The organism is Nocardioides fonticola, assembly GCF_039536805.1.
GTDB classification, from domain to species: Bacteria; Actinomycetota; Actinomycetes; order Propionibacteriales; family Nocardioidaceae; genus Nocardioides; species Nocardioides fonticola.
On record NZ_BAAAZH010000010.1, the window covers coordinates 110,672 to 135,093 of the forward strand.

A 24,422-nucleotide genomic window follows, 5' to 3' on the forward strand; every position below is an offset into this window, starting at 1 on the left:
GTGGCCATCTCCAGCAAGCTCCTCGGTGAGGGCGAGACGATCGTGCTCAGCACCCGCACGCACGTGAAGGCGCTCATCCTCCCGCTCCTGACCCTCGTCGTCCTGCTCGCGATCGGCACCGCCGTGCAGGTCACGGTCGACCAGCAGATCGTCGACCTCGTCGTCTGGGCGCTGCTCGGCGTCGCCGCCCTCTGGTACGTCGTGCGGCCCTGGCTCGTCTGGTTCACGGCGTCCTACACCTTCACCAACCGGCGCCTGGTCACCCGCACCGGCGTGCTGACCCGCCGCGGCCACGACATCCCGCTCTCGCGCATCAGCGACGTCGCGATCGAGCTGCACCTGACCGACCGCCTGCTGGGCTGCGGCACGCTGATCATCAGCGACGCCAGCACGCACGGATCGGTGAAGCTGCCCGACATCCCGCACGTCGAGGACGCCCAGCGCACCCTCAACGACCTGCTCCACCGGGTGCACAGCGGCTCCTCGGACGAGGGCGCCTGAGTGGTCGCCGATCCCGCGACGCCGGGGGCGACCCCCGACCCCGGGACCGGTGACCTCGAACGCGCGATCCTCGGCTCCGACCCCGTCCTGACCGCCGAGGAGGTCGCCGAGGTCGCGGGCGTGACGCCCGACCAGTTCCGCCGTCTATGGCGGTCGCTGGGCTTCCCGGAGTTCGCACCGGACGAGGCTGGCTTCGTCGGCGCCGACGCCGACGCCGCCCGGCTCCTGCTGAGCGTCACCGGCGGCGACTTCGTCGACTTCGACGTCGCGGTCAACCTGACCCGGGCGGTCGGCCAGACGATGGCGCGGCTCGCCGACTGGGAGGTCACCGCGCTGCTGCAGAAGGTCGACGAACTGGCCACCTTGGAGTCCGAGAACCGCATCGAGACGGCGATCTCCCTGGTCAGCGAGCTCAACCGCCCCTTCGAGGGTCTGCTCATCTACGCCTGGCGTCGCCACCTGGCGGCGGCCGCCGCCCGCATGGAGGCGTTGCGGGCCAGCGAGGAGGACCTCCACACCGTCGAGGTGACGGTCGGCTTCGCCGACATCGTGGGGTTCACCGCGCTCTCCAACACCCTCACCCAGGAGCGCATCGGCGACCTGGTCGAGCTGTTCGAGATGCGCTGCACCGACGTCGTGGCCACCCAGCGCGGCCGGGTCATCAAGAGCATCGGCGACTCGGTGCTCTTCGTGAACGACGATCCGGTGAAGGCCTACGACACCGCCGAGGGGATCATCAACGTCATCGGCCGCGACACCCGGATGCCCGACGTCCGCGTCGGACTGGCCAGCGGTGCGGTCGTCCAGCGGCTCGGCGACGTGTTCGGACCACCGGTCAACCTGGCCTCCCGCCTCACCGGCGTCGCGCGTCGCAACCGCATCATCATCGACGCCATGACCGCCGCGCTGCTGCCGACCGAGGAGTTCGAGACCCGCCGGCTGCCCGCGCGTCCGGTGCGCGGCTTCGGGCTCGTCGAGCCCGTCGCCGTCCGCCGCCGCTGACGCAGCCCCCGGATCCCACAGCCTTTACATAGGTGGCATTATCCTGCCGCTGACATCTTCTGTCCTTCGGGGGGCGGATGCCCCATGGAGGTTCGTACGGTTGTCGTGTGTTCGAGGTACAGGGCGTCCGGGTCGATCCCTCCACCCGTCGAGTGTGGAGCGGCGAGCGGGAGATCTCCTTCTCCCGCAAGGAGTTCGACCTGCTGCACGCGCTCATCTCCCGGTCCGGTGAGATCGTGAGCCGCGACACCCTCATGCGCGAGGTCTGGCACACCAGCTTCTGGACCTCCTCGAAGACCATCGACGTCCATCTGGGCTGGGTGCGCCGCAAGCTCGGCGACGACCCGCGCCGTCCGCACCTCATCACCACGGTGCGCGGCAAGGGTCTGCGCTTCGAGGCCGAGGCCCCGCACGCGGCCGGACGCCCCCGCCAGGCCGCGTCGGCCTGATCGGCCGGGGCGCCCGGGCCGGGAGGCTGTGACGGCCGGGCCGTTCCGGGCCATTAGGGTGTGCCCGTGCCTGAGCTCGCCCCCACCCTCGCCGTCATCGGCGGCGGACAGCTGGCCCGCATGATGGCCGAGCCCGCCGCCTGGCTCGGACTCCCGCTCCGGCTGCTCGCCGAGGCGCCCGGCGTCTCGGCCGCCCAGGTCATCCCCGACCACCTCGTCGGCGACTACCGCGACCTCGAGACGTTGCGCGCCGTCACTGCCGGCTGCGCCGCCGTCACCTTCGACCACGAGCACGTGCCCACCGAGCACCTCCATGCCCTCCAGGACGCCGGCATCGCCGTCCGGCCGGGGCCCGAGGCCCTCGTGCACGCCCAGGACAAGGCCGTCATGCGCGAACGGCTCGGCGCCCTCGGCGTCCCGTGCCCGCGCAACGCGGTCGTGGACGACGTCGCGGCTGTCGAGGCGTTCGGGCTCCCGTGCGTGCTCAAGACCACCCGTGGCGGGTACGACGGCAAGGGCGTCTGGTTCGTGCGCACCGTCGCGGATTGCGCCGAGCCGTTCCGGGTCGCGGCGGAGACCGGCGTCCGCCTGCTGGCCGAGGAGCTCGTCGACTTCCGCCGCGAGCTCTCCGCGATCGTCGCCCGCTCGCCCAGCGGCCAGGCGGCCGCCTATCCCGTGGTGGCCACCGTGCAGCGCGACGGCATCTGCCACGAGGTCGTCGCCCCGGCGCCCGACCTCGACCCCGAGCTGGCGACCCAGGCCCAGCAGGCGGCGCTGCGCATCGCCGGCGAGCTGGGCGTGGTCGGCATCCTCGCCGTCGAGCTCTTCGAGACCGCCGACGGCCGCATCCTCGTCAACGAGCTGGCGATGCGCCCGCACAACACCGGGCACTGGAGCCAGGACGGCGCGATCACCTCGCAGTTCGAGAACCACCTGCGCGCCGTCCTCGACCTGCCGCTCGGCTCGCCCGAGCCGCGGGAGCGGTGGACGGTCATGGTCAACATCCTCGGCGGCCCCGACCCCGAGGTCGGCCGACTCTACGACGGCTTCCCGCACGCGATGGCCCGCGATCCGCGGCTGCGCGTGCACCTGTACGGCAAGGAGCTGCGGCCGGGCCGCAAGGTCGGCCACGTCAACGCCTACGGCGACGATCTCGAGGACTGCCTGGAGCGCGCGCGGCACGCCGCCGCGTGGTTCCGCGGCGACCTCGGCAACGAGAGCGAGTGAGATGAGCGAGCACAGCGGCCCGGCCCGGGTCGGGATCGTGATGGGGTCGGACTCCGACTGGCCGGTCATGAAGGCCGCCGCGGAGGCGCTGGCCGAGTTCGACATCGTCTACGAGGCCGACGTCGTCTCCGCCCACCGCATGCCGCAGGAGATGCTCGACTACGGCCGCGACGCCGCCGGACGCGGCCTGCAGGCGATCATCGCCGGCGCCGGGGGAGCGGCCCACCTCCCCGGCATGCTCGCCGCCGTCACCGCCCTGCCGGTCATCGGCGTCCCGGTGCCGCTGAAGTACCTCGACGGCATGGACTCCCTGCTCTCGATCGTCCAGATGCCGGCGGGCGTGCCGGTGGCGACGGTCTCGATCGGCAACGCGCGCAACGCCGGGCTCCTCGCCGTCCGCATCCTGGCGGCGGCCGATCCGGCGCTCCAGGAGCGCATCGTCGCCTTCCAGGCCGAGCTCAAGGCCACCGCCCACGCCAAGGGCGAGGTCGTGCGCAGCGGGTCGGCGCCGCGCCGCGTCGGGTTCTGATCCGCTGGGGCGGTCGCCCTCAGCGGCGACGCCACTCGATGGCCGGGCAGGTGTCCATCACCATGTCGAGGCCGGCGGCCGTGGTGCGGGCGAAGGCGTCCTCGTCGAGGACGCCGAGCTGGAACCACACCCCGCGTGCGCCGATGCGCACCGCCTCGTCGGCGACCGCGCCGGCGGCGTCGGATCGTCGGAAGACGTCGACGACGTCGACCGGGAACGGGATGTCGGCGAGGCTGGCGTAGCCGGTCTCGCCGAGCACGGTGGCGGCCTTCGGGTGCACCGGCACGATGCGCTTGCCGCGCCGCTGCAGCAGGGCCGCGATGGTGTAGGCGTCGCGGTTCTTGTCGCCCGAGAGGCCGACCACGGCCCAGGTCTCGGCGGCGAGCAGACGGTCGACGACGTCGGGATCCTGCCAGGGCGTCGTGATCTCGTTCACGTCGCGAGCTTACCGATCGGTACCCGTGGGAGGCCGTTAGTCGGACGTCCTAGTATCGAGATATGGCCGACGACTACCCGCTCTACGCGCTCTCCGAGGAGCACCTGGCGATCCGCCAGGCGGTCCGTGAACTCTGCGACGCCAAGGTCGCGCCCTACGCCGCGATCGTCGACGAGGAGGCCCGCTTCCCGCACGAGGCCGCCGCGGCCCTGCTCGCCGCCGACTTCCACGCTCCGCACGTGCCCGAGGAGTACGGCGGCGCCGGCGCCGACGCGCTGGCCACCTGTCTGGTCATCGAGGAGGTCGCACGCGCGTGCGTCTCCTCCTCCCTCATCCCCGCGGTCAACAAGCTCGGCTCGCTCCCGGTGCAGCTCGCCGGCACCGAGGAGCTGAAGAAGAAGTACCTCGGGGCGCTCGCCCGCGGCGAGGGCGGCTTCTCCTACTGCCTCTCCGAGCCCGAGGCAGGGTCGGACGCCGGCGGCATGACCACCAAGGCCGTCCGCCAGGGTGACGAATGGGTGCTCAACGGCGTCAAGCGCTGGATCACCAACGCCGGGGAGTCGGAGTTCTACACCGTGCTCGCCGTCACCGACCCCGAGGCGCGCACCCGCGGCATCACCGCGTTCGTCGTCGAGAAGTCCGACCCCGGCGTCTCCTTCGGTGCGCCGGAGAAGAAGCTCGGCATCAAGGGCTCGCCGACCCGCGAGGTGTACTTCGACGACGTGCGCATCCCCGCCGACCGGATGATCGGCGAGGAGGGCAAGGGCTTCGAGATCGCCATGCGCACCCTCGACCACACCCGCGTCACGATCGCAGCCCAGGCCGTCGGCGTCGCGCAGGGCGCGCTCGACTACGCGCTGGCCTACGCCCAGGAGCGCCGCCAGTTCGGGAAGTCGATCGCGGAGTTCCAGGGCCTGCAGTTCATGCTCGCCGACATGGGCATGAAGGTGGAGGCTGCGCGGCAGATGACCTACGCCGCCGCCGGTCGCTCCGAGCGCGGCGACGCCGACCTCACGTTCTTCGGCGCGGCGGCGAAGTGCTTCGCCTCCGACGTGGCCATGGAGGTCACCGTCAACGCCGTCCAGGTGCTCGGCGGCTACGGCTTCACCCGCGACTACCCGGTCGAGCGGATGATGCGCGACGCGAAGATCACCCAGATCTACGAGGGCACCAACCAGGTACAGCGCATCGTGATGGCGCGCCAGCTCCTTGCGGGGGTGCAGAGCCAGATCTGAGGTCGCGCGGGGACGTATCCCCCGCTGGCTGACTTGGCGGCACTCTGGAAGCAGGTGACCACCCGCGTTTCAGTACGCTAGCGTACTAAATCGTGACGGCTCCGCAGCAGGCTCAGATCCATCGCGTCCTCCGCCAGGACGCCGTCCATGTGGCCGCGGTCGCGCACGTGCTCGCCGACGCGTTCATCGACGATCCGTCCTTCGTCTTCATCGCCCCCGATCGCGAGCGGCGCCGGGCGCTCCTGCCGGCGTTCTTCGCCTGCCAGGTCGCTGCCGATCTGCGGCGGGGCTCGGCGACCCTCGCCATCGACGGGGCGCGTCCTGTCGGTGCGGCGCTCTGGTTGCCGCCCGGCGTCCGCCCGCCGCTCCTGCGCCCGCCCCAGCAGGCGCTGGCGATGGTCCGGGCGCTGCGCGGCGGCACCGCGCGCGGCCTGCGGGTCGACCTCGCCATGGTGCGCCACCTCCCCGGCGGCGAGGACTTCTGGTACCTCCACTACCTCGGGGTCGCGGGGGATTCCCAGGGCCGGGGCGTTGGACGACTCCTCCTCGCCGACGGCCTGGCGCGAGCCGACGCCGAGGCGCGTCCGTGCTGGCTCGAGACCCAGCTGCCGCAGAACGTCGCGCTCTACCGCAGCGTCGGGTTCGAGGTCGTCGCGGAGTACGACGTCCCGGGAGATGGCCCGCACTTCTGGGGCATGTGGCGCCCGGCCCGCCGCAGATGAGGTGCCGGTCGGCCCCGGATCATCCGTCGGCCGGGGCCGCTTCCTCCTCGTCGTGCTCGCGGCGCAGGTGCCACGCGACGAGCCCGGCGACGACGGCGAGGGCGATGACGACCGCCGCGCCCTCGCCGATGCGGGAGGCGACCTTCTCGTAGGAGGCGCCGGCGAGATAGCCGACGAGGCAGAACGTCACACCCCAGGCGATCCCGCCGATCGCGTTCCAGACCAGGAACGTGCGGTACGGCATGCGGCTCAGGCCAGCCAGCCCCGGCATCACGGCCCGGAAGAACGCCGTCCACCGGCCCAGGAAGACCGCCGGGCCGCCGCGACGGCGCAATGCCGCCTGGGCCTTCTCGATGCGGTGCTCGTGGCGCTGCACCATGCCGAGCGCCAGCACGCGGGGGCCGAACCGCTTGCCCACCTCGAAGCCGACGCTGTCGCCGACCACCGCGCAGAGCACGACGATGACGATCAGCGGCGCGATCGCCAGGTCGGACCGGCTGGCGAGCACCCCGCCGAGCAGCACGGCCGTCTCGCCGGGGAGGACGAAGCCGATGAACACCGCCGCCTCCCCGAAGACGAGCAGGGCGATGATCGCGTAGGCCGCAGCCGGCGGTACCGATCGGATGGCGTCGAGCACCCCGTGCATCACGTGCCGACGGTACTCGGCCCATCGACGACACCTCGCCCCGGCGTCCGGTCGGCTCAGCAGTTCGCGTCACCGGCCGATGGGGGAGGCGAACGTCCCGCTCCCGACCGCTGGAGATCCCATGGCCGACCGCATCGCCCTCGTTCCCACGCCTGCCGATGCGCCATCCGGTGTGGGCGCCGATCTCCGCGTCGCGCAGTACCGGGGGTGCCTGGCCGCGAGTCCGCGTGCCTGTCTGTTCGTCGACGCGCTGGAGGGGATGCGCATCGACTTCGCGAACGCGGCCGCGCTCGCCTCCCTCGACGTGATGCGGGCCCACCTGCTGCGCCCGCCGGGGCCGATGGCCGGCACCACCCTCCAGGACTGGTTCGCCGTCCCCGAGTTCGCTACCAGCGCTCTCCAGGCACGCGCGCGCGGTCGGGAGACCTTCGTCGGTCAGGTGCGCGTGGGCACCGAGATCCTCGACGCCTACGCTGCGCCGGTCTTCGAGGACCCGGAGCACCGTGCCAGCCGCGTGCTCGGCTTCTTCGTCGTCTGGTCGTTCGCGACCGCACGGGTGGCGGCATTGGCCGACGTCGCCGCCTCCACCGACGCCGTCCGCGTGGCCTTCGAGGGCATCGGCGCCCGGGCCGGCGAGGCCGTGAGCGTCGTCGAGGACGCCGTCGGCTTCGCCGGGCAGGCCGCGGAGGTGGTCGCCGGCCTGGAGCGGGCCTCGAAGGAGATCGGCCAGGTCGTCGGCGTCATCGCCACCATCGCCGAGCAGACCAACCTGCTGGCCCTCAACGCCACCATCGAGGCGGCCCGGGCGGGCGAGCTCGGCAAGGGGTTCGCGGTCGTGGCGAGCGAGGTCAAGGAGTTGGCGCGCAGCACCGCCCACGCCACCGAGGACGTCGAGAAGCGCATCGGTGCAGTCGTCGACGGCGCCGGCGCCGCCGGCGGGACCCTCGCCTCGATCACCGAGATCGTCGGCCGCATCGAGACCCTCCAGCGCGAGATCGCCACCGCCGTCGAGGAGCAGCGCACCGGAGCCGACCGCCTCCACCAGACGGTGCGCGCCGCCCTGGGCTGACCTCGAGCGTCGTCCTGAGCCCGGACGCGCGACGGCCCGGGGAGGTGTCTCCCCGGGCCGTCGTGGTGGTGGTGTGGTGGGTCAGCAGTCCTCGAGGGCTGCTGCGGCGGCGTCGCGGTCGGCCTTGGCCTGGGCGAGCTTGGCCTTGAGCTTCTTGACCTTCTTCTTCTGGCCGGCGGCCTTGGCGTCCTTGATCTGCTTCTGGAGCGAGGTCACCTGGGCCACCGCGGTGTCGTAGGCGGTCTGGGCGTCGGTGCAGGCCTGGGTGGGGCCGGGGGTGGCGATGGTGAAGGTGCGCACCGTCAGGGCGCCTCGGTTGCCGTCGGTGTCGTACCCGCGCACGCCGAAGCTGTGCTCGCCGGGGGCGAGGCCGGTGATGGTGTAGGGGTTGGTGCAGGAGGCGACGAAGGCGCCGTCGACGGTGCACTCGTAGCCGGCGAAGTCGTCGGCGGGGGTGGTGAAGCCGAAGGTGACGTCGCCGGTGACGGTGGAGCCCTCGGCCGGTCCGGAGGTGATGGTCACGCTGGGGCCACCGGCGTCCGGCTCGGAGGCGGAGCGCTCGACGGAGAAGTAGCGGTAGTCGGTGTTCTGGTAGTTGCCGTCACTGTCGACCGCGCGCACCGAGAAACGGTAGTCGCCGTTGTCGAGGTACAGGGTCACCGGGCTGGTGCAGGGCGCGTACTCGCCGTTGAGTGTGGTGCTGCTCGAGCGGGTCGCGTAGTCGTCGATGAGCTGGCACTCGAAGTGGTCGACGTTGCTGGAGCTGGAGGAGAAGTAGAACGTCGGGACGTCGACGGTCTCGTCGTCCGGGCCGCTGGTGATGGTCACCGACGGCGGAGTGCTGGTGGGGTTGTCGAAGGTGAGCGAGGCGGCGGTGACGCCGCCCGTGTTCCCCGGAACCGTGTCGCGCACGTAGATGTACCAGGTGCCGATCGCGCTCGAGAGGGAGCCGAAGGCGTCGTTCATGTTGGTGGCAGGCTTGAACGTCGAGATGCCGGTCTGGCCCTTCGCGGTCGCCTCCTTCAACGTGTCCGGCGGACCGGCTCCGATGCTCGTGAAGCTGTAGGTGTGACCCTCCGAATCGTCACAGGGGCCGTCGCCGGCGTTGAAGAGGACGGCGAAGGCCTGGTTACTAGGCGCGACAACGGTGGCGGTGAGGTCCTTGATGCACCCGTGGGCGAGGCTCACGGTGGCCGTGATGTCGGTCAGCGACTGGGCGGAGGTGACGTTGATGGGCACGCCCGTGGCGGTGTCGCTGTTGTCCGGGAGGTTGACGGGGGAGCCGCTCTGGATGGCGGCGCTGTACGTCGTCGTCGTGGACGCCGCCGAGCTCGAGGGGCTCGACGGGCCAGACGGAGCCGTCGGGAAGAAGGCCGGGCCGGTCGGCGAGACGGCGTCGGCCGCCACGAAGGAAGCGGACAGGCCGGCGACGGCGACGCTGACGACGGCGACGGCGGACAGGGCGGCGCGCAGGGGTCGACGACCCGCGCGACGGGAGGGACTCGTCACTGATGGCTCCAGGGGAGGGGGGTGGGGTGAACAGCGGCTGGCTACCGCGTAGACATGATGCATCGGGCCGTCTCGCATGCCGCACCGATCACAGAGCCGGTCTAGACGTTCCGTGGTCGGCTACGTCGTCCTGAGTGCGGGGTGCACGACGGCCCGGGGAGGTGTCTCCCCGGGCCGTCGTGGTGGTGGTGTGGTGGGTCAGCAGTCCTCGAGGGCTGCTGCGGCGGCGTCGCGGTCGGCCTTGGCCTGGGAGAGCTTGGCCTTGAGCTTCTTGACCTTCTTCTTCTGGCCGGCGGCCTTGGCGTCCTTGATCTGCTTCTGGAGCGAGGTCACCTGGGCCACCGCGGTGTCGTAGGCGGTCTGGGCGTCGGTGCAGGCCTGGGTGGGGCCGGGGGTGGCGATGGTGAAGGTGCGCACCGTCAGGGCGCCTCGGTTGCCGTCGGTGTCGTACCCGCGCACGCCGAAGCTGTGCTCGCCGGGGGCGAGGCCGGTGATGGTGTAGGGGTTGGTGCAGGAGGCGACGAAGGCGCCGTCGACGGTGCACTCGTAGCCGGCGAAGTCGTCGGCGGGGGTGGTGAAGCCGAAGGTGACGTCGCCGGTGACGGTGGAGCCCTCGGCGGGGCCGGAGGTGATGGTCACGCTGGGGCCACCCGCGTCGGGCTCGGCGCTTCGCTCGATGGCGAAGCGGCGTCCCTCGGATTCGCCCGGCTCGCCGGAGGAGTCGACGGCGCGGACCCGGAAGGCGTACTCCCCGTTGGCGAGGTCGAGGGTCACCGGGCTCGTGCAGGACTGGTAGCCGCCATTGAGCGTCGGGCCGGTCGAGCGGGTCGAGAACTGGTTCGACACGAGGCACTCGAATCCGGCGGCGTTGGCCGAGGTGGAGGAGAAAGTGTAGGTCGCGACGTCGACGGTTTCGTCGTCCGGGCCGCTGTCGATGGTCACCGAGGGCGCTGCAGCGACCGGGTCGTCGCTGGTGAACTTGAGCGTCGCCGAGGTCACCGTGCCGGTCTTCCCCTCGAGGAAGTCGTAGAGGCGGACCTTCCACGTGCCCGTGGACGTCGAGTTGGCGAAGGTGGAGAGGAAGCCCTCGACCGGCAGATAGGTGTTGGTCTGGGACGTGTATTGACCATTCATGCTGCCCGCCGCGCGGGTTGAGTCGCTGACAAAGGTGAAGGTGGTCGGTTCGGTGCTGCCCGAGCACGGCCCGATGTTGTTGAAGTTGAAGACCTGCGCATAGGTGGTGTTGTCGGGTGCGTAGAGGCGTGCCTCGAGCTCCTTCACGCACGGGTGGGCGAGCGTCAGCGAAAGCTCGATGCCGCTCGTGCTCGGCGATCCGGTGACGGGGAAGTAGACCTCGGCGACGTCGTCGGTGACGTAGGGGATCGTCTGGGGGGTACCGGTCCCGGTCACGGTTGTGGTGGCCGCGGCGCTCGGCGCGGTGGTCGCCGCGGTCAGGCCCGCGCTCGCGATCGCGATGGCGGCGAGGGTGGACAGCAGGGCGCGCAGGGGTCGACGACCCGTGCGACGGGAGGGACTCGTCACTGATGGCTCCAGGGAGGGGGGGTGGGGTGAACAGCGGTTGGCGACCGCGTGGCCATGATGCGCCGGAACGCCGACGGGCGAGGAACGTCGCTCCCATCGGTCTAGACCCCTGGAAGCTCTTCTGTCGCCGTCGGCGGTGCATCGCTGGTCTGGACGGATGGGGTGCTCAGCGGCCCCAACCGTCACAGGCTGCGCCCCTGAGGGGTGGTCGACGGGGCAATTCCACGGTCCTGCCGCGCGCTGGGTCGCGGACCGGTAGGAATGGCCTGGGCCCGGGGCCGTCCTCACCCCCCACGTCGGCGGCCCCGGCCCACCCTTGTCGTCCCGGCTAGCGTCGGACGACGTGACCCGCACGATCGAGATCCCGACTCCCGACGGCGCCGCCGAGGCCTACGTGGCCGGCGAGGAGGGGTGTCCCGGCGTCCTGCTGTTCATCGACGCCATCGGCCTGCGCCCGCAGATCGCGACGATGGCCGAGCGCATCGCGTCGTGGGGCTACCTGGTGCTGGCGCCGAACGTGTTCCACCGATCCGGCCGCGCCGAGGAGCTCGCGCCGACCGAGGACCTGCGGCTTCCCGGCGCTCGCGAGCGGTTCTTCGCCACCGGTCTCGGCGACCGGATGACGGCGCTCACCTCGGAGCTCGCGGACGCCGACACCGCGATCTGGCTCGACCACCTGGGCTCGGTGGCGGCCGCGGGGCCCGTCGGCGTGACCGGGTACTGCATGGGCGCCCGCCTCGCGACGCGGGCGGCAGGACGGCACCCCGACCGGGTGGCGGCCGTCGGCGGCTTCCACGGCGGCGGCCTGGTCACCGAGGCGCCCGACAGCCCGCACCTGCAGCTCGCGACCGCGCGCGCGGAGTTCGTGTACGGCCACGCCGACAACGACGCCTCCATGCCGCCCGAGGCCGTCGAGGCCCTCGGGCGCGTCCTGGCGGACGCCGGCCTGCGGGCGAGCAACGAGATCTACGCCGGCGCCGTGCACGGCTACACGATGGCCGACACCTCGATGTACGACGAAGCCTCCGCCGAGCGGCACTTCGCGGCGCTCCACGAGCTCTTCGGCCGCACCCTCGCTCCGCGCTGACCCCACCTCCGGGTGGGTCGCCGGCGGTTGCCGGACGGCGTCCGCGGGCAGGCTGCCGACATGCCGAAGCTCGCGTACACGACCCCCGGAATCGAGACCGCTGACGCCGAGCGCGTCGTCGACCTGCTGCAGGACCGGCTCTTCGCCGCGAACGACCTGCACCTGACCCTCAAGCACGTGCACTGGAACGTGGTCGGCCCCCACTTCATCGCCGTCCACGAGATGATCGACCCCCAGGTGGAGGTGGTCCGCGGCTTCGCCGACGACCTCGCCGAGCGCATCGCCACCCTCGGCGGTTCGCCGCAGGGCACCCCCGGCGCCATCGTCGCCGGCCGCAGCTGGAACGAGTACAGCATCGGCCGGGCCACCACGCAGGAGCACCTGGGCGCGCTCGACCTCGTCTACCAGGGCGTGATCACCAGCTACCGCGCCGGGATCAAGGAGCTCGAGGAGCTCGACCCGGTCACCCAGGACATGTTCATCGCCCAGACCGAGCAGCTCGAGCTGTTCCACTGGTTCATCCGCGCCCACCTCGAGGACAAGGCCGGCCAGCTGGCCACCGCCGGTGCCACGACCGAGGCCGAGGCGGCTCGCGCGGCGTCCTGATCGCAGCCCCGCACGCCCGACCTGCCGCGGATCAGAAGATCCGCGGCAGGTCGCGTGCTGAGGAGGTGAAGGACGGCGTGCGCTTCTCGCGGAAGGCGGCCACGCCCTCCTTGCCGTCGGCGATCGAGGTCCAGTACATCGCCAGGGAGTCCGAGAGATGCGCCTCGAGCGGGTGGTCGGCCGCACCGTTGCGGTAGATCAGCTGCTTGGCCAGACCGAGGGCCGCCGCCGAGCGGTCCTTCACGAACGAGCGGGCGAGCTCCTGGGCGGTGCCCACGAGATCCTCCGGCTCGTGCACCGACCGCAGCAGCCGGCCGGCCAGGGCCTGCTCGGCGGTGAGGATGTCGGCGGAGTAGACCCACTCCAGCGCCTGCTGGTAGCCGACGATGCGCGGCAGGAAGAACGACGAGCACGCCTCCGGCACGATGCCCAGGCGGCCGAACACGAAGCCGATGCGCGCACGGGTCGAGGCGAGCCGGATGTCCATCGCCAGCGTCATCGTCGCGCCGATGCCCACTGCCGCACCGTTGATCGCGGCGATCACCGGCTTGGGCAGCGCGTGGATCGCCAGCGTCACCTTGCCGCCGGTGTCGCGCAGCCCGTTCTCGTAGGGCTCCTGGTCGTAGGCGGCCCGGAACTCCTCGGGCGTCGGCGAGAGCGTCTCGTCGAGCCCGAAGACGTTGCCCTCGGCCGAGAGGTCCATCCCGGCGCAGAACGCCTTGCCCTCGCCGGTCACCACGATCGCGCGGATCGCGTCGTCGTGGGCGTCGACGGCGAAGAACTGCAACAGCTCGCGCGCCATCGTCAGGTCGAACGCGTTGAGCGCATCGGGTCGGCTCAGGGTCAGGGTGCCGACGCCGTCGTCGTCGAGCTCGAAGCGGAGGGTCTCGTAGGTCGCGGTGGTCATCCGGTGATCGCCTTCGGTAGTCCGGTGGGGGAGCAGAGGTCCTTGCCGATGCTCTCGGTGTCGTCGTCGATGATGGCGGCGAACATCTTCTTCGAGCGGGTGGGGTCCCAGTGGACCGCCAGGTCGCTGATCGGGACGCCGCAGGTGAGGCCGCTCTTGCCGTTGACGCTGTTCATCGCCATCGCCCACAGGCCGGCGCGCACGGGGCTCATGCCCTTGCCGACCGCGAAGGACGCCGGGGCCGCGTGCACGACGCCCCAGTAGCGGAACGGGTTGACGAAGGTCCACGGCGAGAGCACCTTCTTGCCGACCGCCGAGACGACCTCGCGCTGGTGCTTGGCGCGGGTGATGTCGCCGAAGCGCGGGTCGGTGTGCCGCGAACGGGCGTAGCCGAGTGCGGTGACGCCGTCGGCCTCCTGGCAGCCCTTCTTGATGTTGAGACCGGCCAGGCGGTCGCGCATGTCGAAGGTGGGGCAGATGGTGATGCCGCCGACGGCGTCGACGATGTCGACCACGCCGCCCAGGCCGATCTCGACGTACTGGTCGATGCGGATGCCGGTGTTCTCCTCGATCGTCTTCACCAGCAGCTTGGCGCCGCCGAAGGCGTAGGCCGCGTTGATCTTCGTGGTGCCGTGGCCCGGGATCGGCACGAGGGAGTCGCGCGGGATCGACATGAGCAGGTTCGGCCCCGAGCCGGTGTGCAGCAGCATGATCGTGTCGGTGCGCTGGCCGCTGGCGTCGCCCGTGTGGTACTGGCGGCGCTGCGCCTTGGTGAGGTTGCCGCGCGAGTCGCTGCCGACGAGCAGGTAGGTGGTGCCGGGCTGATCACCGGGCCGGTCGCCGGAGGGTTCGAAGGCCACCTTGTCGACGTCGTTCCACGCCATGATCGGCACGACGATGAGGTAGGCGAGGTAGAGCGGCAGCAGCGCGAGCACGTAGCGCACCCGGAAGCGCGGGCGCAGCCGCGGGCGCGGCAGGCGCGGCCCGCCCGGCGAGGCCGGGCCACCGGGACCGCCGGGGCCGCCCGGCGGCACACCGGGACCGCCGGGGGAGCCGGGGCCGTACGGGGGTGGCACGGCCGGGGACGACGGCGTCCCGGGGGCCGGCGCGCCGCCAGCCGGCCGCGGCTGCACGGGGAGCATGCGGGTGGCGTCGGGGTTGTCGCCGGACGTCGGGCCGGGGGTCGGGCCAGGCGTCGGGCCGGGCTCCGGGGCACCGTCGCGGCCGCCGTAGAGCCACCCGAACCCGGGCTCGTCGCTGCGGTGGTCACCGCCGGGGCGTTCACTCACCCGGGTGACGCTACCGTGCCGTGCATGACGGACCTGCTCCTGCCGCGCCCGACGTCGTATGCCCGGGTGAGCCTGGCGATGCTGACCGCCCGCAGCCAGACCAACCTGCTCGGCAACGTGCACGGCGGCGAGATCGTCAAGCTCGCCGACTCCACCGCGGGCGCGGTCGCCCAGCGGCACTCCGGCGGCCCGGCCGTCACCGCGGCGCTGGACGAGATGCTGTTCCTGCGGCCCGTGCACGTGGGCGACATCGTGCGCACCGACGCCCAGGTCAACTGGGTCGGTCGCTCCTCGATGGAGGTCGGGGTGCGCGTGGAGACCCAGCCGTGGAACGACCCGAGCCAGGGCACGCTGCACGTGGCGACCGCCTACTTCGTCTTCGTCGCCATCGACTCCGACGGCCTGGCGCGGCCGGTGCCCGACCTGATCCTCGAGACCGACGAGGACCGGCGGCGGCACCGGGAGGCCGAGATCCGGCGCGCGCACCGGTTGGCGCGCAAGGCCGCCATCGAGGCGGAGCGCCAGGACGGTTCCTGAGGGACGGCGTGGCGTGACCCGTGGGGCGCCTGTGACTGGTGATACTTCGTTCCATGCCCGTCACTTCCCCCGGGTCGACCGCCGAGCGCCGGATCTCGGCCGACATGCTCCGGCCCGCCGTCGATCCGCCGCGCACGCCCGTCGCCGAGCGGGCCGCGCGCATCCGCTTCCGCCGCGCGCTCTCGCTTATGGCGATGACGCTCGTGGCCCCGGGGTCGGCGCAGCTGGCGGCGGGCAATCGCCGCGTCGGTCGCATCGCCCTGCGACTGTGGCTGGTGCTCCTCGTCGTCGGCGCCATCAGCCTCGTCGTCCTCGCGCTCGACCCGCACGTCGGGCTCTCCCTCGCGCTCGCGCCCCGGTTCCTGCTGGCGTTGCGCCTCCTGCTCATCCTCGGCGCGCTCGGCTGGGCCGCGCTCCTCATCGACGCGTGGCGGCTCGGGCAGCCGCTCACCCTCGGCCTCGCCCACCGACGCGCGGTCGTCGGGGTCAACGGCGTCCTCACCTTCACCGTCGCCGGTGCGCTGCTCTTCGGTGCCCACGTGGTCGGCGTCCAGCGCGACTTCATCCTCACGATGTTCGGCAGCGGTCAGGCCTCCGGCGCCCATGACGGCCGCTACAACGTGCTGCTCCTCGGCGGCGACTCCGGCGCCGGCCGCTGGGGCCTGCGCCCGGACTCCATGACGGTGGCCTCCGTCGACGCCGCGACCGGGCGCACGGTGCTCATCTCGCTGCCGCGCAACATGCAGAACTTCCCCTTCGTGAAGGGGTCGGTGATGCGCCAGCAGTTCCCGCAGGGCTTCGACGCCGACTACCTCAACGGCGTCAACACCTGGGCGCTGGACAACACCGAGCTGTTCCCGAAGTCCGACCACCCCGGCATCGACGCCACGATCCAGGCGATCGAGGGCATCACCGGCCTGCGCATCAACTACTGGGCGATGGTCAACCTCCAGGGGTTCAAGGACCTCGTCAACGCCGTCGGCGGCATCACCCTCAACGTGCGGCAGCCGATCCCGATCGGCGGTCTCGGCGACGACGTCACCGGCTATGTGCCCGCCGGCGTCCACCGGCTCACCGGCACCCAGGCGCTCTGGTACGCCCGCGCCCGCGAGGGCTCCGACGACTACTCGCGCATGGCGCGGCAGAAGTGCGTCATGAACGCGATGCTGCACCAGATCAGCCCGCAGACCGCGCTGACCAACTTCGAGAAGATCATGCAGGCCTCCACCGAGCTGATCTCCACCAACCTGCCGGCCTCCGAGCTCGACACCTTCATCCCGCTGGCGATGAAGGCGCGCGATCAGAAGATCGCCACCCTCTCGCTGGTGCCGCCGATGATCGACACCGCCCACCCCGACATCCCGCTCATCCACCGCAAGGTCAGCGAGGCGATCGCCCGGGCCGAGGGCACCGCGATGGCACCGGCGAGCAAGCCGGCGAAGGTCAAGGACGACGTCGTCACCGGCGGCTCGATCGGGTCGCTGCGTACGGGCTACGCCGCCAACGAGGCCGAGGACCTCGGCGCCGCCTGCTGATCGGCCCCGCCCAGCCGACCGATCAGGTCAGGTCAGGTCAGGTCGGGTCAGTCGGCCTTGCGGAACCACACCGTCGCCAGCGGCGGCAGGACGACGTCGGCGTGGGCCGGCTGCCCCGACCAGTCGCCCGCCACCGCCTCGACGCCGCCGAGGTTGCCCACGCCCGAGCCGGAGTAGACCGACGCGTCGCTGTTGAGCACCTCCTCCCAGCGACCGGCCGCGGGCAGGCCGAGCCGGTAGCCGGGATGGGGGACGGCCGCGAAGTTCGCGACGCAGACGAGATCGGCATCGCCCTCGGCGCCGCGGCGCACGAAGGAGAAGACGTTGCGGCCGGCGTCGTTGGCGTCGATCCACGAGAACCCCGCGCCCTCGTGGTCGCGACGCCACAGGGCGGCGGTGTCGCGGTAGACGCCGTTGAGGTCGCGCACCAGCGCGTGCAGGCCGCGGTGCTCGGGGTGGTCGAGGAGCCACCAGTCGAGCTCGCGCGACTCCGCCCACTCCGACTCCTGGCCGAACTCGCTGCCCATGAAGAGCAGCTGCTTGCCGGGGTGGGCCCACATGAAGCCCAGGTAGGCGCGCAGGTTCGCCAGCTGCTGCCAGCGGTCGCCGGGCATCTTGCGCAGCAGCGACCCCTTGCCGTGCACGACCTCGTCGTGGCTCAGCGGCAGCACGTAGTTCTCGCTGAAGGCGTAGACGAGGCTGAAGGTCAGCTCGCCGTGGTGGTAGCTGCGGTGCACGGGCTCGCGGGCCAGGTAGCCCAGCGAGTCGTGCATCCAGCCCATGTTCCACTTGAAGCCGAACCCGAGCCCGTCGGACGACGTCGCCCGGGTGACGCCGGGCCACGACGTCGACTCCTCGGCGATCGTGGTGATGCCCGGCACCCGCTTGTAGACGGTGGCGTTCATCTCCTGGAGGAACTGCACCGCCTCGAGGTTCTCGTGGCCGCCGTGGATGTTCGGCGTCCACTCGCCGTCCTTGCGGGCGTAGTCGAGGTAGAGCATCGAGGCGACGCCGTCGACGCGCAGGCCGTCGGCGTGGAACTCCTCGAGCCAGTACAGGGCGTTGGCGTAGAGGAAGTTGCGCACCTCGGGGCGGCCGAAGTCGAAGATGAAGGAGCCCCACTCGGGGTGCCAGCCGCGCTGCGGGTCGGGGCTCTCGTAGAGGGGGGTGCCGTCGAAGCGCGCGAGCGCCCATTCGTCGGTGGCGAAGTGACCGGGCACCCAGTCGAGGATGACGCCGATGCCGGCCTGGTGGAGCCGGTCGATGAGCAGCTTGAGGCCGTCGGGGTCGCCGAACCGGCTGTCGGCGGCGAAGTAGCCGGTGACGTGGTAGCCCCACGAGCCGCCGAAGGGGTGCTGCATCACCGGCATCAGCTCGACGTGGGTGAACCGCAGGTCGGCGAGGTAGGCCACGAGGTCGTCGGCGAGCTGCTCCCAGCTCCACAGGCTGCCGTCGTAGTTCTTGCGCCACGAGGCGAGGTGCATCTCGTAGACGCTCATCGGCTCGGCGACCGGGTGCTTCTCGCGGCGCGCTGCCATCCATTCCCCGTCGCCCCAGACGTGGGAGGAGGCGAAGACCTTGGACGCCGTGTGCGGCGGCTGCTCGGCCCAGGTGGCCATCGGGTCGGCCTTCTCGCGCCACTGGCCGTCGGGGCCGAGGATCGCGAACTTGTAGGCGGTGCCGCTGCCGACGTCGGGCACGAACAGCTCCCACACGCCGGAGGTGCCGAGTTGGCGCATCGGGTGCTCGCGGCCGTCCCAGCGGTTGAAGTCGCCCTTGAGCCGTACGCCGCGCGCCGCGGGCGCCCAGACCGCGAAGGAGGTGCCGTCGACCGCAGCGGCGCCGGGCGCCTCGTAGTGGTGCACCCGTGCGCCGAGCACCTGCCACAGGTTCTCGTGGCGGCCCTCGTTGATGAGGTGCAGATCGACCTCGCCGAGGGTGGGCAGGAACCGGTAGGCGTCGTCCTGCGGCCCGACCTCGACGCCGTCGTAGGTGACCACGAGCCGGTAGTCGGGCACGTCGGCGACCGGCAGGACGCCGGCCCACACGCCCTCGTGCTCGTGTTCGAGCGCGATCTCCCCGAAGGTGCCGCGGGCCACGACCCGCTCGGCCAGCGGGCGCAGCACGCGCAGCGTCACCGCGCCGTCGTAGGGGTGCGGCCCCAGCAGCGCGTGCGGGTGGCCGTGCTCGCCCCGGGCGATCTGCTCGAGCTCGGCGGTCGGCACGGGCCGGATCGCGGCGTCGGGGGAGGAGGCGCTCATCACGCGGCTCCGATCTCGGCGACCGCGCGCAGCGGGATCGCCGCCCAGGTCGGCCGGTTGCGGGTCTCGTAGACCGTCTCGTAGACGGCCTTGTCGGCGGTGTAGGCGTCGAGCAGCAGCCGCTCGTCGGCGCTCAGCTCGCCACCGGCGTAGGCGGTGAGGAAGTGGTTGCGGTTGCGGTGCGCCCACTCGGCGGCGCGCTGGTCGCGGGCCTCGTCGGTGCCGGGGTGGTCGAGGGCGAAGTCGCGCTCGACCACCCGCGGGGCGTAGTCGAAGGAGCGCAGCATGCCGGCGACGTCGCGCCACCGGGAGTCGGGTCGCACCCGCTCGGCCAGCGGCGCGGCGGGCTCACCCTCGAAGTCGACGATCTTCCAGCCCTTGGAGGTGCGCAGCGTCTGTCCGAGGTGCAGGTCGCCGTGCACCCGCTGACGCTCGAACCCCTCCAGCGCTGCGACCCGGTCGTAGAGCGCGGCGACGCCGTCGCGGTGCTCGGCCAGCTCGGGGACGGCGTCGACGGCGGCCTCGAGGCGACGATGCAGGACGGCGGCCAGCGCGGCGGCGTCCTGCGCGTCGGCGCGCTCGGTCGGGAACTGCTCGGCGAGCAGGTCGTGGACGGCGCGCACCGACTCGCCCAGGCGGGCCGCCTCGCCGGCGAAGTCGCCGCCGGCGTCGCGGGCGTGCACCTGGTCGGCGGCGTCGGCCTCGAGGGCATGGGTGACGGTCTCGGCCAGGAGGTCGCGGACGCTGCCCAGGGCGAGGGTCCAGCCGTCGGTGGCGGTGCGCAGGAACTGCTGGAGCATGGCCAGCTGCCAGGGGCTCCCGTCGGCGTCGAGGTGCTCGAGCCAGGCGTAGAGGGCCGCGACGTTCTCCGAGCCGGCGCGGGTGAGCACGTCGTGCACCTCGATGTCGGGGTTCACCCCCGGGGTGACCTTGCGGAAGACCTTCATGACGGCGTCCTCGCCGAAGAAGACCGAGGAGTTCGACTGCTCGCCGGGGTAGAGGCTCGGGACGGCGTCGACGTCGAGCTCGTGGCCGGGCACCCGGTGCACCACGAACGCGTCGGCGGTGCGGGAACCGCCGGCCGGGGTGGCGGCGAAGGCCCGCAGCCACTGGGCGGTGGCCTCGCGGTCGTGCAGCGCGTCGTAGGCGTGCACGGCTCCGGGGAGCGGCGCGTCGGCGGGCTCCTCCCAGGATCCGACGAGCGCGTGCTCGAGGCGGGGCTCGGGGTCGCGGTAGAAGACCAGCGGCACCTGGTAGAGCTCGCGGCCGCCGGCGGCGTCGTCGTAGACGACCTCGACCAGATGGACGACGACGACCGGCCCGTCGCCCGGCAGGACGCCGAGGCGGGTGACCTCGCCGATGTGCAGGTCGCGGCCCTTGCCGGCGAACCAGCGCGTGCGCTCGATGTAGGCGCGTAGCACGTCGGGGTCGAGGTGGTCGATCGTCGCGGTGCTCACAGCATGCCGCCTTCCTCCGTGCTCGTGCCCGAGGCGGCGGTGAGCCGGAACCAGTAGAAGCCGTACCCGGCGAGGGTCAGCAGGTAGGGCAGTTCCCCGATCTCGGGGAACTGAACCCCGCCCAGCAGCTCGACCGGACGACGTCCGGCGAAGCGCCGCAGGTCGAGCTCGACGGGCTGCGGGAAGCGGCTGAGGTTGTTGACGCAGAGGATGAGGTCCGCAGGTCCGTCGGCGGCGTGGTGCTCGCGCACGTAGGAGAGCACGGCCGGGTTGGAGCCGCCGAGGTCGTGGAAGGTGCCCAGGCCGAACGCCGGGTGGTTGCGGCGGGCCTGGAGCATGCGGCGCGTCCAGTGCAGCAGCGAGGAGGGGTTCTCCATCTGCGCCTCGACGTTGACCGCGGCGTAGCCGAAGACGGGGTCCTGGATGAGCGGCAGGTCGAGCTTGCCCGGGGTGGCGGAGGAGAACCCGGCGTTGCGGTCGGGCGTCCACTGCATCGGGGTGCGGACGCCGTCGCGGTCGCCGAGCCAGATGTTGTCGCCCATGCCGATCTCGTCGCCGTAGTAGAGCACCGGCGAGCCGGGCAGGGAGAACAGCAGCGCGTTGAACAGCTCGATCTGGTTGATGTCGTTGTCGAGCAGCGGCGCGAGGCGACGGCGGATGCCGATGTTGGCCTTCATGCGGGGGTCCTTGGCGTACTCGGCCCACATGTAGTCGCGGTCCTCGTCGGTGACCATCTCCAGGGTCAGCTCGTCGTGGTTGCGCAGGAAGATGCCCCACTGGCAGCTGTCGGGGATCGCGGGGGTCTGCTCGAGGATCTCCGAGATCGGGAACCGCGACTGGCGGCGCACGGCCATGAAGATGCGCGGCATCACCGGGAAGTGGAAGGCCATGTGGCACTCGTCGCCGCCGACCTCGAAGTCGCCGAAGTACTCCACGACGTCCGCGGGCCACTGGTTGGCCTCGCACAGCAGCACGCGGCCGGGGTAGTGCTCGTCGACGAAGGACCGCACCCGCTTGAGGAAGGCGTGGGTCTCGGGGAGGTTCTCGCCGTTGGTGCCCTCGCGCTCGTAGAGGTAGGGCACGGCGTCGAGCCGGAAGCCGTCCATGCCCATGTCGAGCCAGAACGACATGGCCTCGATCATCGCCTCGCCGACGGCGGGGTTGTCGAAGTTGAGGTCGGGCTGGTGGGAGAAGAACCGGTGCCAGTAGTACTGCTGGCGTACGGGGTCCCAGGTCCAGTTCGACGGCTCGGTGTCGACGAAGATGATGCGGGCGTCCTGGTAGAGCTCGTCGGTGTCGGACCACACGTAGAAGTCGCCGTACGGGCCGGTGGGGTCGGTGCGGCTGGCCTGGAACCACGGGTGCTGGTCGCTGGTGTGGTTCATGACGAAGTCGATGATCACGCGGATGCCGCGCTCGTGGGCGGCGTCGAGGAACTCGCGGAAGTCCTCGATCGTGCCGACCGCCGGCAGGACGCCGGTGTAGTCGGCGACGTCGTAGCCGCCGTCGCGCAGCGGGGAGGGGAAGAACGGCGGGATCCACAGGCAGTCGACGCCGAGCCAGGCCAGGTAGTCGAGCTTCTCGATGAGGCCGCGGAAGTCGCCGGTGCCGTCGCCGTTGGAGTCGCGGAACGAGCGCACCAGCACCTCGTAGAACACCGCGGTCTTGAACCATTCGGGCTCGGGGTGGGCGGCGTGCTCGACGGCGCGGGCCGGCTCCACGCTCTGCGGGGCGCGCGGCTCGGTCGGGACGGTCACGGGGCGGTCCTCCTGACGCTGAGGATGTGGGCGGGTTCGTGGTACGGGTCGAGGCGCACGTAGTCGTGCTCGCCCCAACTCCAGTCGGCACCGGTGATCTCGTCGTGGACGACGAACGACTCGCCCCACGCCAGGCCGAGAGCGGCGAGGTCGAGATGCACCGTGGTCTCCCGGGCGGCGTGCGGGTCGAGGTTGATGACGACGATGACGCGGTCGTCGCCGGCCTGCTTGGAGAAGACCAGGATGTTGTCGTCGTCGGAGCGGTGCACGACCAGGTTGCGCAGCAGCTGGAGCGCCGGGTGCCGACGGCGGATGTCGTTGAGCAGGGTGAGGTAGGGCGCCAGCGTGCGGCCCTCCGCCTCGGCGGCGGCCCAGTCGCGGGGCCGCAGCTGGTACTTCTCGGAGTCGAGGTACTCCTCGCTGCCGGGCTTGACCGCCACGTGCTCGTAGAGCTCGTAGCCCGCGTAGACGCCCCAGGTGGGGGACGCCGTCGCCGCGAGCGCCGCGCGCACCTTGAACGCCGCCGGGCCGCCGTACTGGAGGTAGGCGTGGAGGATGTCGGGGGTGTTGACGAAGAAGTTGGGCCGCATCACGTGGTCGGTGATGCTGCTCAGCTCGCGCAGGTAGTCCTCGATCTCGCCCTTGGCGGTGCGCCAGGTGAAGTAGGTGTAGGACTGGTGGAAGCCCACCGAGCCCAGGCCCCGCATCATCGCCGGCTTGGTGAACGCCTCGGCCAGGAAGATGACGTCGGGGTCGCTGGCCCGCACCTCGGCCAGCAGCCACTCCCAGAAGTCGACCGGCTTGGTGTGCGGGTTGTCGACGCGGAAGATGCGCACGCCGTGGCTCATCCAGTGCTTCACGACCCGCAGCACCTCGGCGCGGATGCCCTCGGGGTCGTTGTCGAAGTTGATCGGGTAGATGTCCTGGTACTTCTTCGGCGGGTTCTCCGCGTACGCGATCGAGCCGTCGGCGCGGGTGGTGAAGAACTCCGGATTGCTCGCCACCCACGGATGGTCGGGGGCCGCCTGCAGGGCCAGGTCGAGGGCGACCTCCAGACCCAGCTCGTTCGCCCGCGCGACGAAGGCGTCGAAGTCCTCGATCGTGCCCAGGTCGGGGTGGATCGCGTCGTGGCCGCCGGCCTTCGAGCCGATCGCCCACGGGGAGCCGACGTCGTCCGGGCCCGGGGTGAGGGTGTTGTTCGGGCCCTTGCGGTTGATCTCGCCGATGGGGTGGATGGGCGGCAGGTAGACGACGTCGAAGCCCATGGCCGCCACGGCGTCCAGGCGCTTCGCGGCCGTGCGGAAGGTGCCGCTGCGCAGCACGCCCTTCGTGTCGGGTGCGGCACCCTCCGAGCGCGGGAAGAACTCGTACCAGCTGCCGTAGAGGGCGCGCACGCGGTCGGCGTGGAGCGGGAAGGGCCCCTCGATGGTGACCAGTTCGCGTAGCGGGTTCGCGCGCAGCACCGCGGTGAGCTCGGGGTCCTCCAGGACGGCGAGGCGTGCGGCCGGTGGGCGCTTCTTGTCGGTGCAGGCCTTGGTGGCGGCGGTGACGAGCGCCTTGTCGCCGGGCCGGGCGAGCGTGGCCTTGATGCGATCGAGCAGGAGCTTGCCCTCGGTGAACATCAGCTCCACGTCGACGGCGGCGCGGATCTTGATCGCCGCGTCGTGCTGCCAGGTGGCGACCGGGTCGGACCACGCGTGCACCTCGAACAGCCAGGCGCCCTCGGTGTCGGGGGTGACCCAGGCGGTGTGCCGACCGGGGTCGGTGGGGCTCTCGGTCATGCGCACGGGGTCGCGGCGCGAGCCGTCGGGGGCGATGAGCACGACCTCGGCGCCGAGCAGGTCGTGCCCCTCCCGGAAGACCGTCGCCCGCACGGGCAGGGGCTCGCCGACGGTCGCCTTGGCCGGCTGGCGACCTCGGTCGACCAGGGGCATGACGTCCATGACGGGAATGCGTCCGACCATGCCCCCACCCAAGCGTGCGGGTGGTCGCCAGGCAAGCCGACACGTCCCCCGGGAGGGCGGTCGTCCGACGGCCGCGACCCGGTGGTCCAGTCGGGTGGCGGCACCACCCCCGCCGCGGGGTTGGAACGATCAAAGAATCGGACTACGGTGCCGCC

At 71.7% G+C, this 24,422-nt stretch carries 22 protein-coding genes; 12 read left to right on the forward strand and 10 right to left on the reverse strand.

The window, feature by feature from the left end; translation table 11 throughout:
- The 5 genes from ABD671_RS05795 (at window position 1) to purE (ending at window position 3,708) form a co-directional block, all read left to right on the forward strand.
- Entirely contained in the window at window positions 1-501 is a 501-nt protein-coding gene (locus tag ABD671_RS05795) for a PH domain-containing protein (RefSeq protein ID WP_344732312.1), read from the forward strand.
- Window positions 502-1,503: an adenylate/guanylate cyclase domain-containing protein gene (locus tag ABD671_RS05800; RefSeq protein WP_344732313.1), complete on the forward strand. Its 1,002-nt coding sequence runs from the start codon at window positions 502-504 to the stop codon at window positions 1,501-1,503.
- A 107-nt stretch (window positions 1,504-1,610) separates the two neighbouring features.
- Window positions 1,611-1,952 carry a winged helix-turn-helix domain-containing protein gene (locus ABD671_RS05805; RefSeq protein WP_344732315.1) on the forward strand — a complete coding sequence of 114 codons (342 nt, stop codon included), beginning with the start codon at window positions 1,611-1,613 and terminating at the stop codon, window positions 1,950-1,952.
- A 66-nt stretch (window positions 1,953-2,018) separates the two neighbouring features.
- The gene (locus tag ABD671_RS05810) at window positions 2,019-3,179 is read left to right on the forward strand and encodes a 5-(carboxyamino)imidazole ribonucleotide synthase (protein WP_344732317.1); all 1,161 of its coding nucleotides are present in this window, start codon (window positions 2,019-2,021) and stop codon (window positions 3,177-3,179) included.
- Between the two features lies 1 nt (window position 3,180).
- Window positions 3,181-3,708 carry a 5-(carboxyamino)imidazole ribonucleotide mutase gene (gene purE, locus ABD671_RS05815; protein WP_344732318.1) on the forward strand — a complete coding sequence of 176 codons (528 nt, stop codon included), beginning with the start codon at window positions 3,181-3,183 and terminating at the stop codon, window positions 3,706-3,708.
- Between the two features lie 19 nt (window positions 3,709-3,727).
- Here the strand turns inward: purE and ABD671_RS05820 are convergent, their stop codons facing one another.
- Window positions 3,728-4,144: a CoA-binding protein gene (locus ABD671_RS05820; RefSeq protein ID WP_344732319.1), complete on the reverse strand. Its 417-nt coding sequence runs from the start codon at window positions 4,142-4,144 to the stop codon at window positions 3,728-3,730.
- Window positions 4,145-4,206: 62 nt separating this feature from the next.
- On the opposite strand from ABD671_RS05820, the gene ABD671_RS05825 reads away from it, so the two are divergent.
- Window positions 4,207-5,379, forward strand: coding sequence for an acyl-CoA dehydrogenase family protein (locus tag ABD671_RS05825; RefSeq protein ID WP_344732320.1), 1,173 nt, complete (start codon window positions 4,207-4,209; stop codon window positions 5,377-5,379).
- Window positions 5,380-5,471: 92 nt separating this feature from the next.
- Window positions 5,472-6,101 (forward strand): GNAT family N-acetyltransferase, encoded by a 630-nt coding sequence (locus ABD671_RS05830; protein WP_344732321.1) that lies wholly within the window; start codon window positions 5,472-5,474, stop codon window positions 6,099-6,101.
- Between the two features lie 19 nt (window positions 6,102-6,120).
- On the opposite strand, the gene ABD671_RS05835 is transcribed toward ABD671_RS05830, so the two are convergent.
- Window positions 6,121-6,747, reverse strand: coding sequence for a DedA family protein (locus ABD671_RS05835; protein WP_344732504.1), 627 nt, complete (start codon window positions 6,745-6,747; stop codon window positions 6,121-6,123).
- Window positions 6,748-6,868: 121 nt separating this feature from the next.
- Here ABD671_RS05835 and ABD671_RS05840 point away from each other — a divergent pair, with 121 nt between their 5' ends.
- Window positions 6,869-7,816: a methyl-accepting chemotaxis protein gene (locus tag ABD671_RS05840; protein WP_344732322.1), complete on the forward strand. Its 948-nt coding sequence runs from the start codon at window positions 6,869-6,871 to the stop codon at window positions 7,814-7,816.
- Between the two features lie 81 nt (window positions 7,817-7,897).
- Here ABD671_RS05840 and ABD671_RS05845 read toward each other — a convergent pair whose 3' ends face one another.
- Window positions 7,898-9,325 (reverse strand): hypothetical protein, encoded by a 1,428-nt coding sequence (locus ABD671_RS05845; protein WP_344732323.1) that lies wholly within the window; start codon window positions 9,323-9,325, stop codon window positions 7,898-7,900.
- A 198-nt stretch (window positions 9,326-9,523) separates the two neighbouring features.
- Window positions 9,524-10,867, reverse strand: coding sequence for a hypothetical protein (locus tag ABD671_RS05850; protein WP_344732324.1), 1,344 nt, complete (start codon window positions 10,865-10,867; stop codon window positions 9,524-9,526).
- Between the two features lie 343 nt (window positions 10,868-11,210).
- Here ABD671_RS05850 and ABD671_RS05855 point away from each other — a divergent pair, with 343 nt between their 5' ends.
- Together ABD671_RS05855 and ABD671_RS05860 are read left to right on the forward strand one after the other, a co-directional pair.
- Window positions 11,211-11,954: a dienelactone hydrolase family protein gene (locus tag ABD671_RS05855; RefSeq protein ID WP_344732326.1), complete on the forward strand. Its 744-nt coding sequence runs from the start codon at window positions 11,211-11,213 to the stop codon at window positions 11,952-11,954.
- Between the two features lie 60 nt (window positions 11,955-12,014).
- Entirely contained in the window at window positions 12,015-12,560 is a 546-nt protein-coding gene (locus tag ABD671_RS05860; protein WP_344732327.1) for a Dps family protein, read from the forward strand.
- 31 nt (window positions 12,561-12,591) lie between these two features.
- On the opposite strand, the gene ABD671_RS05865 is transcribed toward ABD671_RS05860, so the two are convergent.
- Together ABD671_RS05865 and ABD671_RS05870 are read right to left on the reverse strand one after the other, a co-directional pair.
- Entirely contained in the window at window positions 12,592-13,467 is an 876-nt protein-coding gene (locus tag ABD671_RS05865; RefSeq protein WP_344732328.1) for a crotonase/enoyl-CoA hydratase family protein, read from the reverse strand.
- The gene (locus tag ABD671_RS05870; protein ID WP_344732329.1) at window positions 13,464-14,756 is read right to left on the reverse strand and encodes an LCP family protein; all 1,293 of its coding nucleotides are present in this window, start codon (window positions 14,754-14,756) and stop codon (window positions 13,464-13,466) included. The genes ABD671_RS05865 and ABD671_RS05870 overlap by 4 nt, the downstream gene beginning before the upstream one ends.
- A 24-nt stretch (window positions 14,757-14,780) precedes the next feature.
- On the opposite strand from ABD671_RS05870, the gene ABD671_RS05875 reads away from it, so the two are divergent.
- Complete coding sequence (locus ABD671_RS05875; RefSeq protein ID WP_344732330.1) at window positions 14,781-15,293, forward strand: acyl-CoA thioesterase; 513 nt, start codon at window positions 14,781-14,783, stop codon at window positions 15,291-15,293.
- Between the two features lie 53 nt (window positions 15,294-15,346).
- A complete protein-coding gene (locus tag ABD671_RS05880) occupies window positions 15,347-16,828 on the forward strand; it encodes an LCP family protein (protein WP_344732331.1) in 1,482 nt (493 codons plus the stop codon).
- A gap of 47 nt (window positions 16,829-16,875) precedes the next feature.
- Here ABD671_RS05880 and glgB read toward each other — a convergent pair whose 3' ends face one another.
- The 4 genes from glgB to ABD671_RS05900 are packed head-to-tail and all read right to left on the reverse strand — an operon-like array spanning window position 16,876 to window position 24,267.
- Complete coding sequence (glgB, locus tag ABD671_RS05885) at window positions 16,876-19,089, reverse strand: 1,4-alpha-glucan branching protein GlgB (RefSeq protein ID WP_344732332.1); 2,214 nt, start codon at window positions 19,087-19,089, stop codon at window positions 16,876-16,878.
- On the reverse strand, window positions 19,089-20,546 hold the full coding sequence (locus ABD671_RS05890; RefSeq protein WP_344732333.1) for a maltokinase N-terminal cap-like domain-containing protein: 1,458 nt from the start codon (window positions 20,544-20,546) through the stop codon (window positions 19,089-19,091). Before ABD671_RS05890 ends, glgB begins: the two co-directional genes overlap by 1 nt.
- On the reverse strand, window positions 20,543-22,267 hold the full coding sequence (treS, locus tag ABD671_RS05895) for a maltose alpha-D-glucosyltransferase (RefSeq protein WP_344732505.1): 1,725 nt from the start codon (window positions 22,265-22,267) through the stop codon (window positions 20,543-20,545). The genes ABD671_RS05890 and treS overlap by 4 nt, the downstream gene beginning before the upstream one ends.
- 32 nt (window positions 22,268-22,299) lie before the next feature.
- Window positions 22,300-24,267, reverse strand: a complete 1,968-nt coding sequence (locus tag ABD671_RS05900) for an alpha-1,4-glucan--maltose-1-phosphate maltosyltransferase (protein ID WP_344732334.1) — start codon at window positions 24,265-24,267, stop codon at window positions 22,300-22,302.
- Window positions 24,268-24,422: the final 155 nt, after the last annotated feature.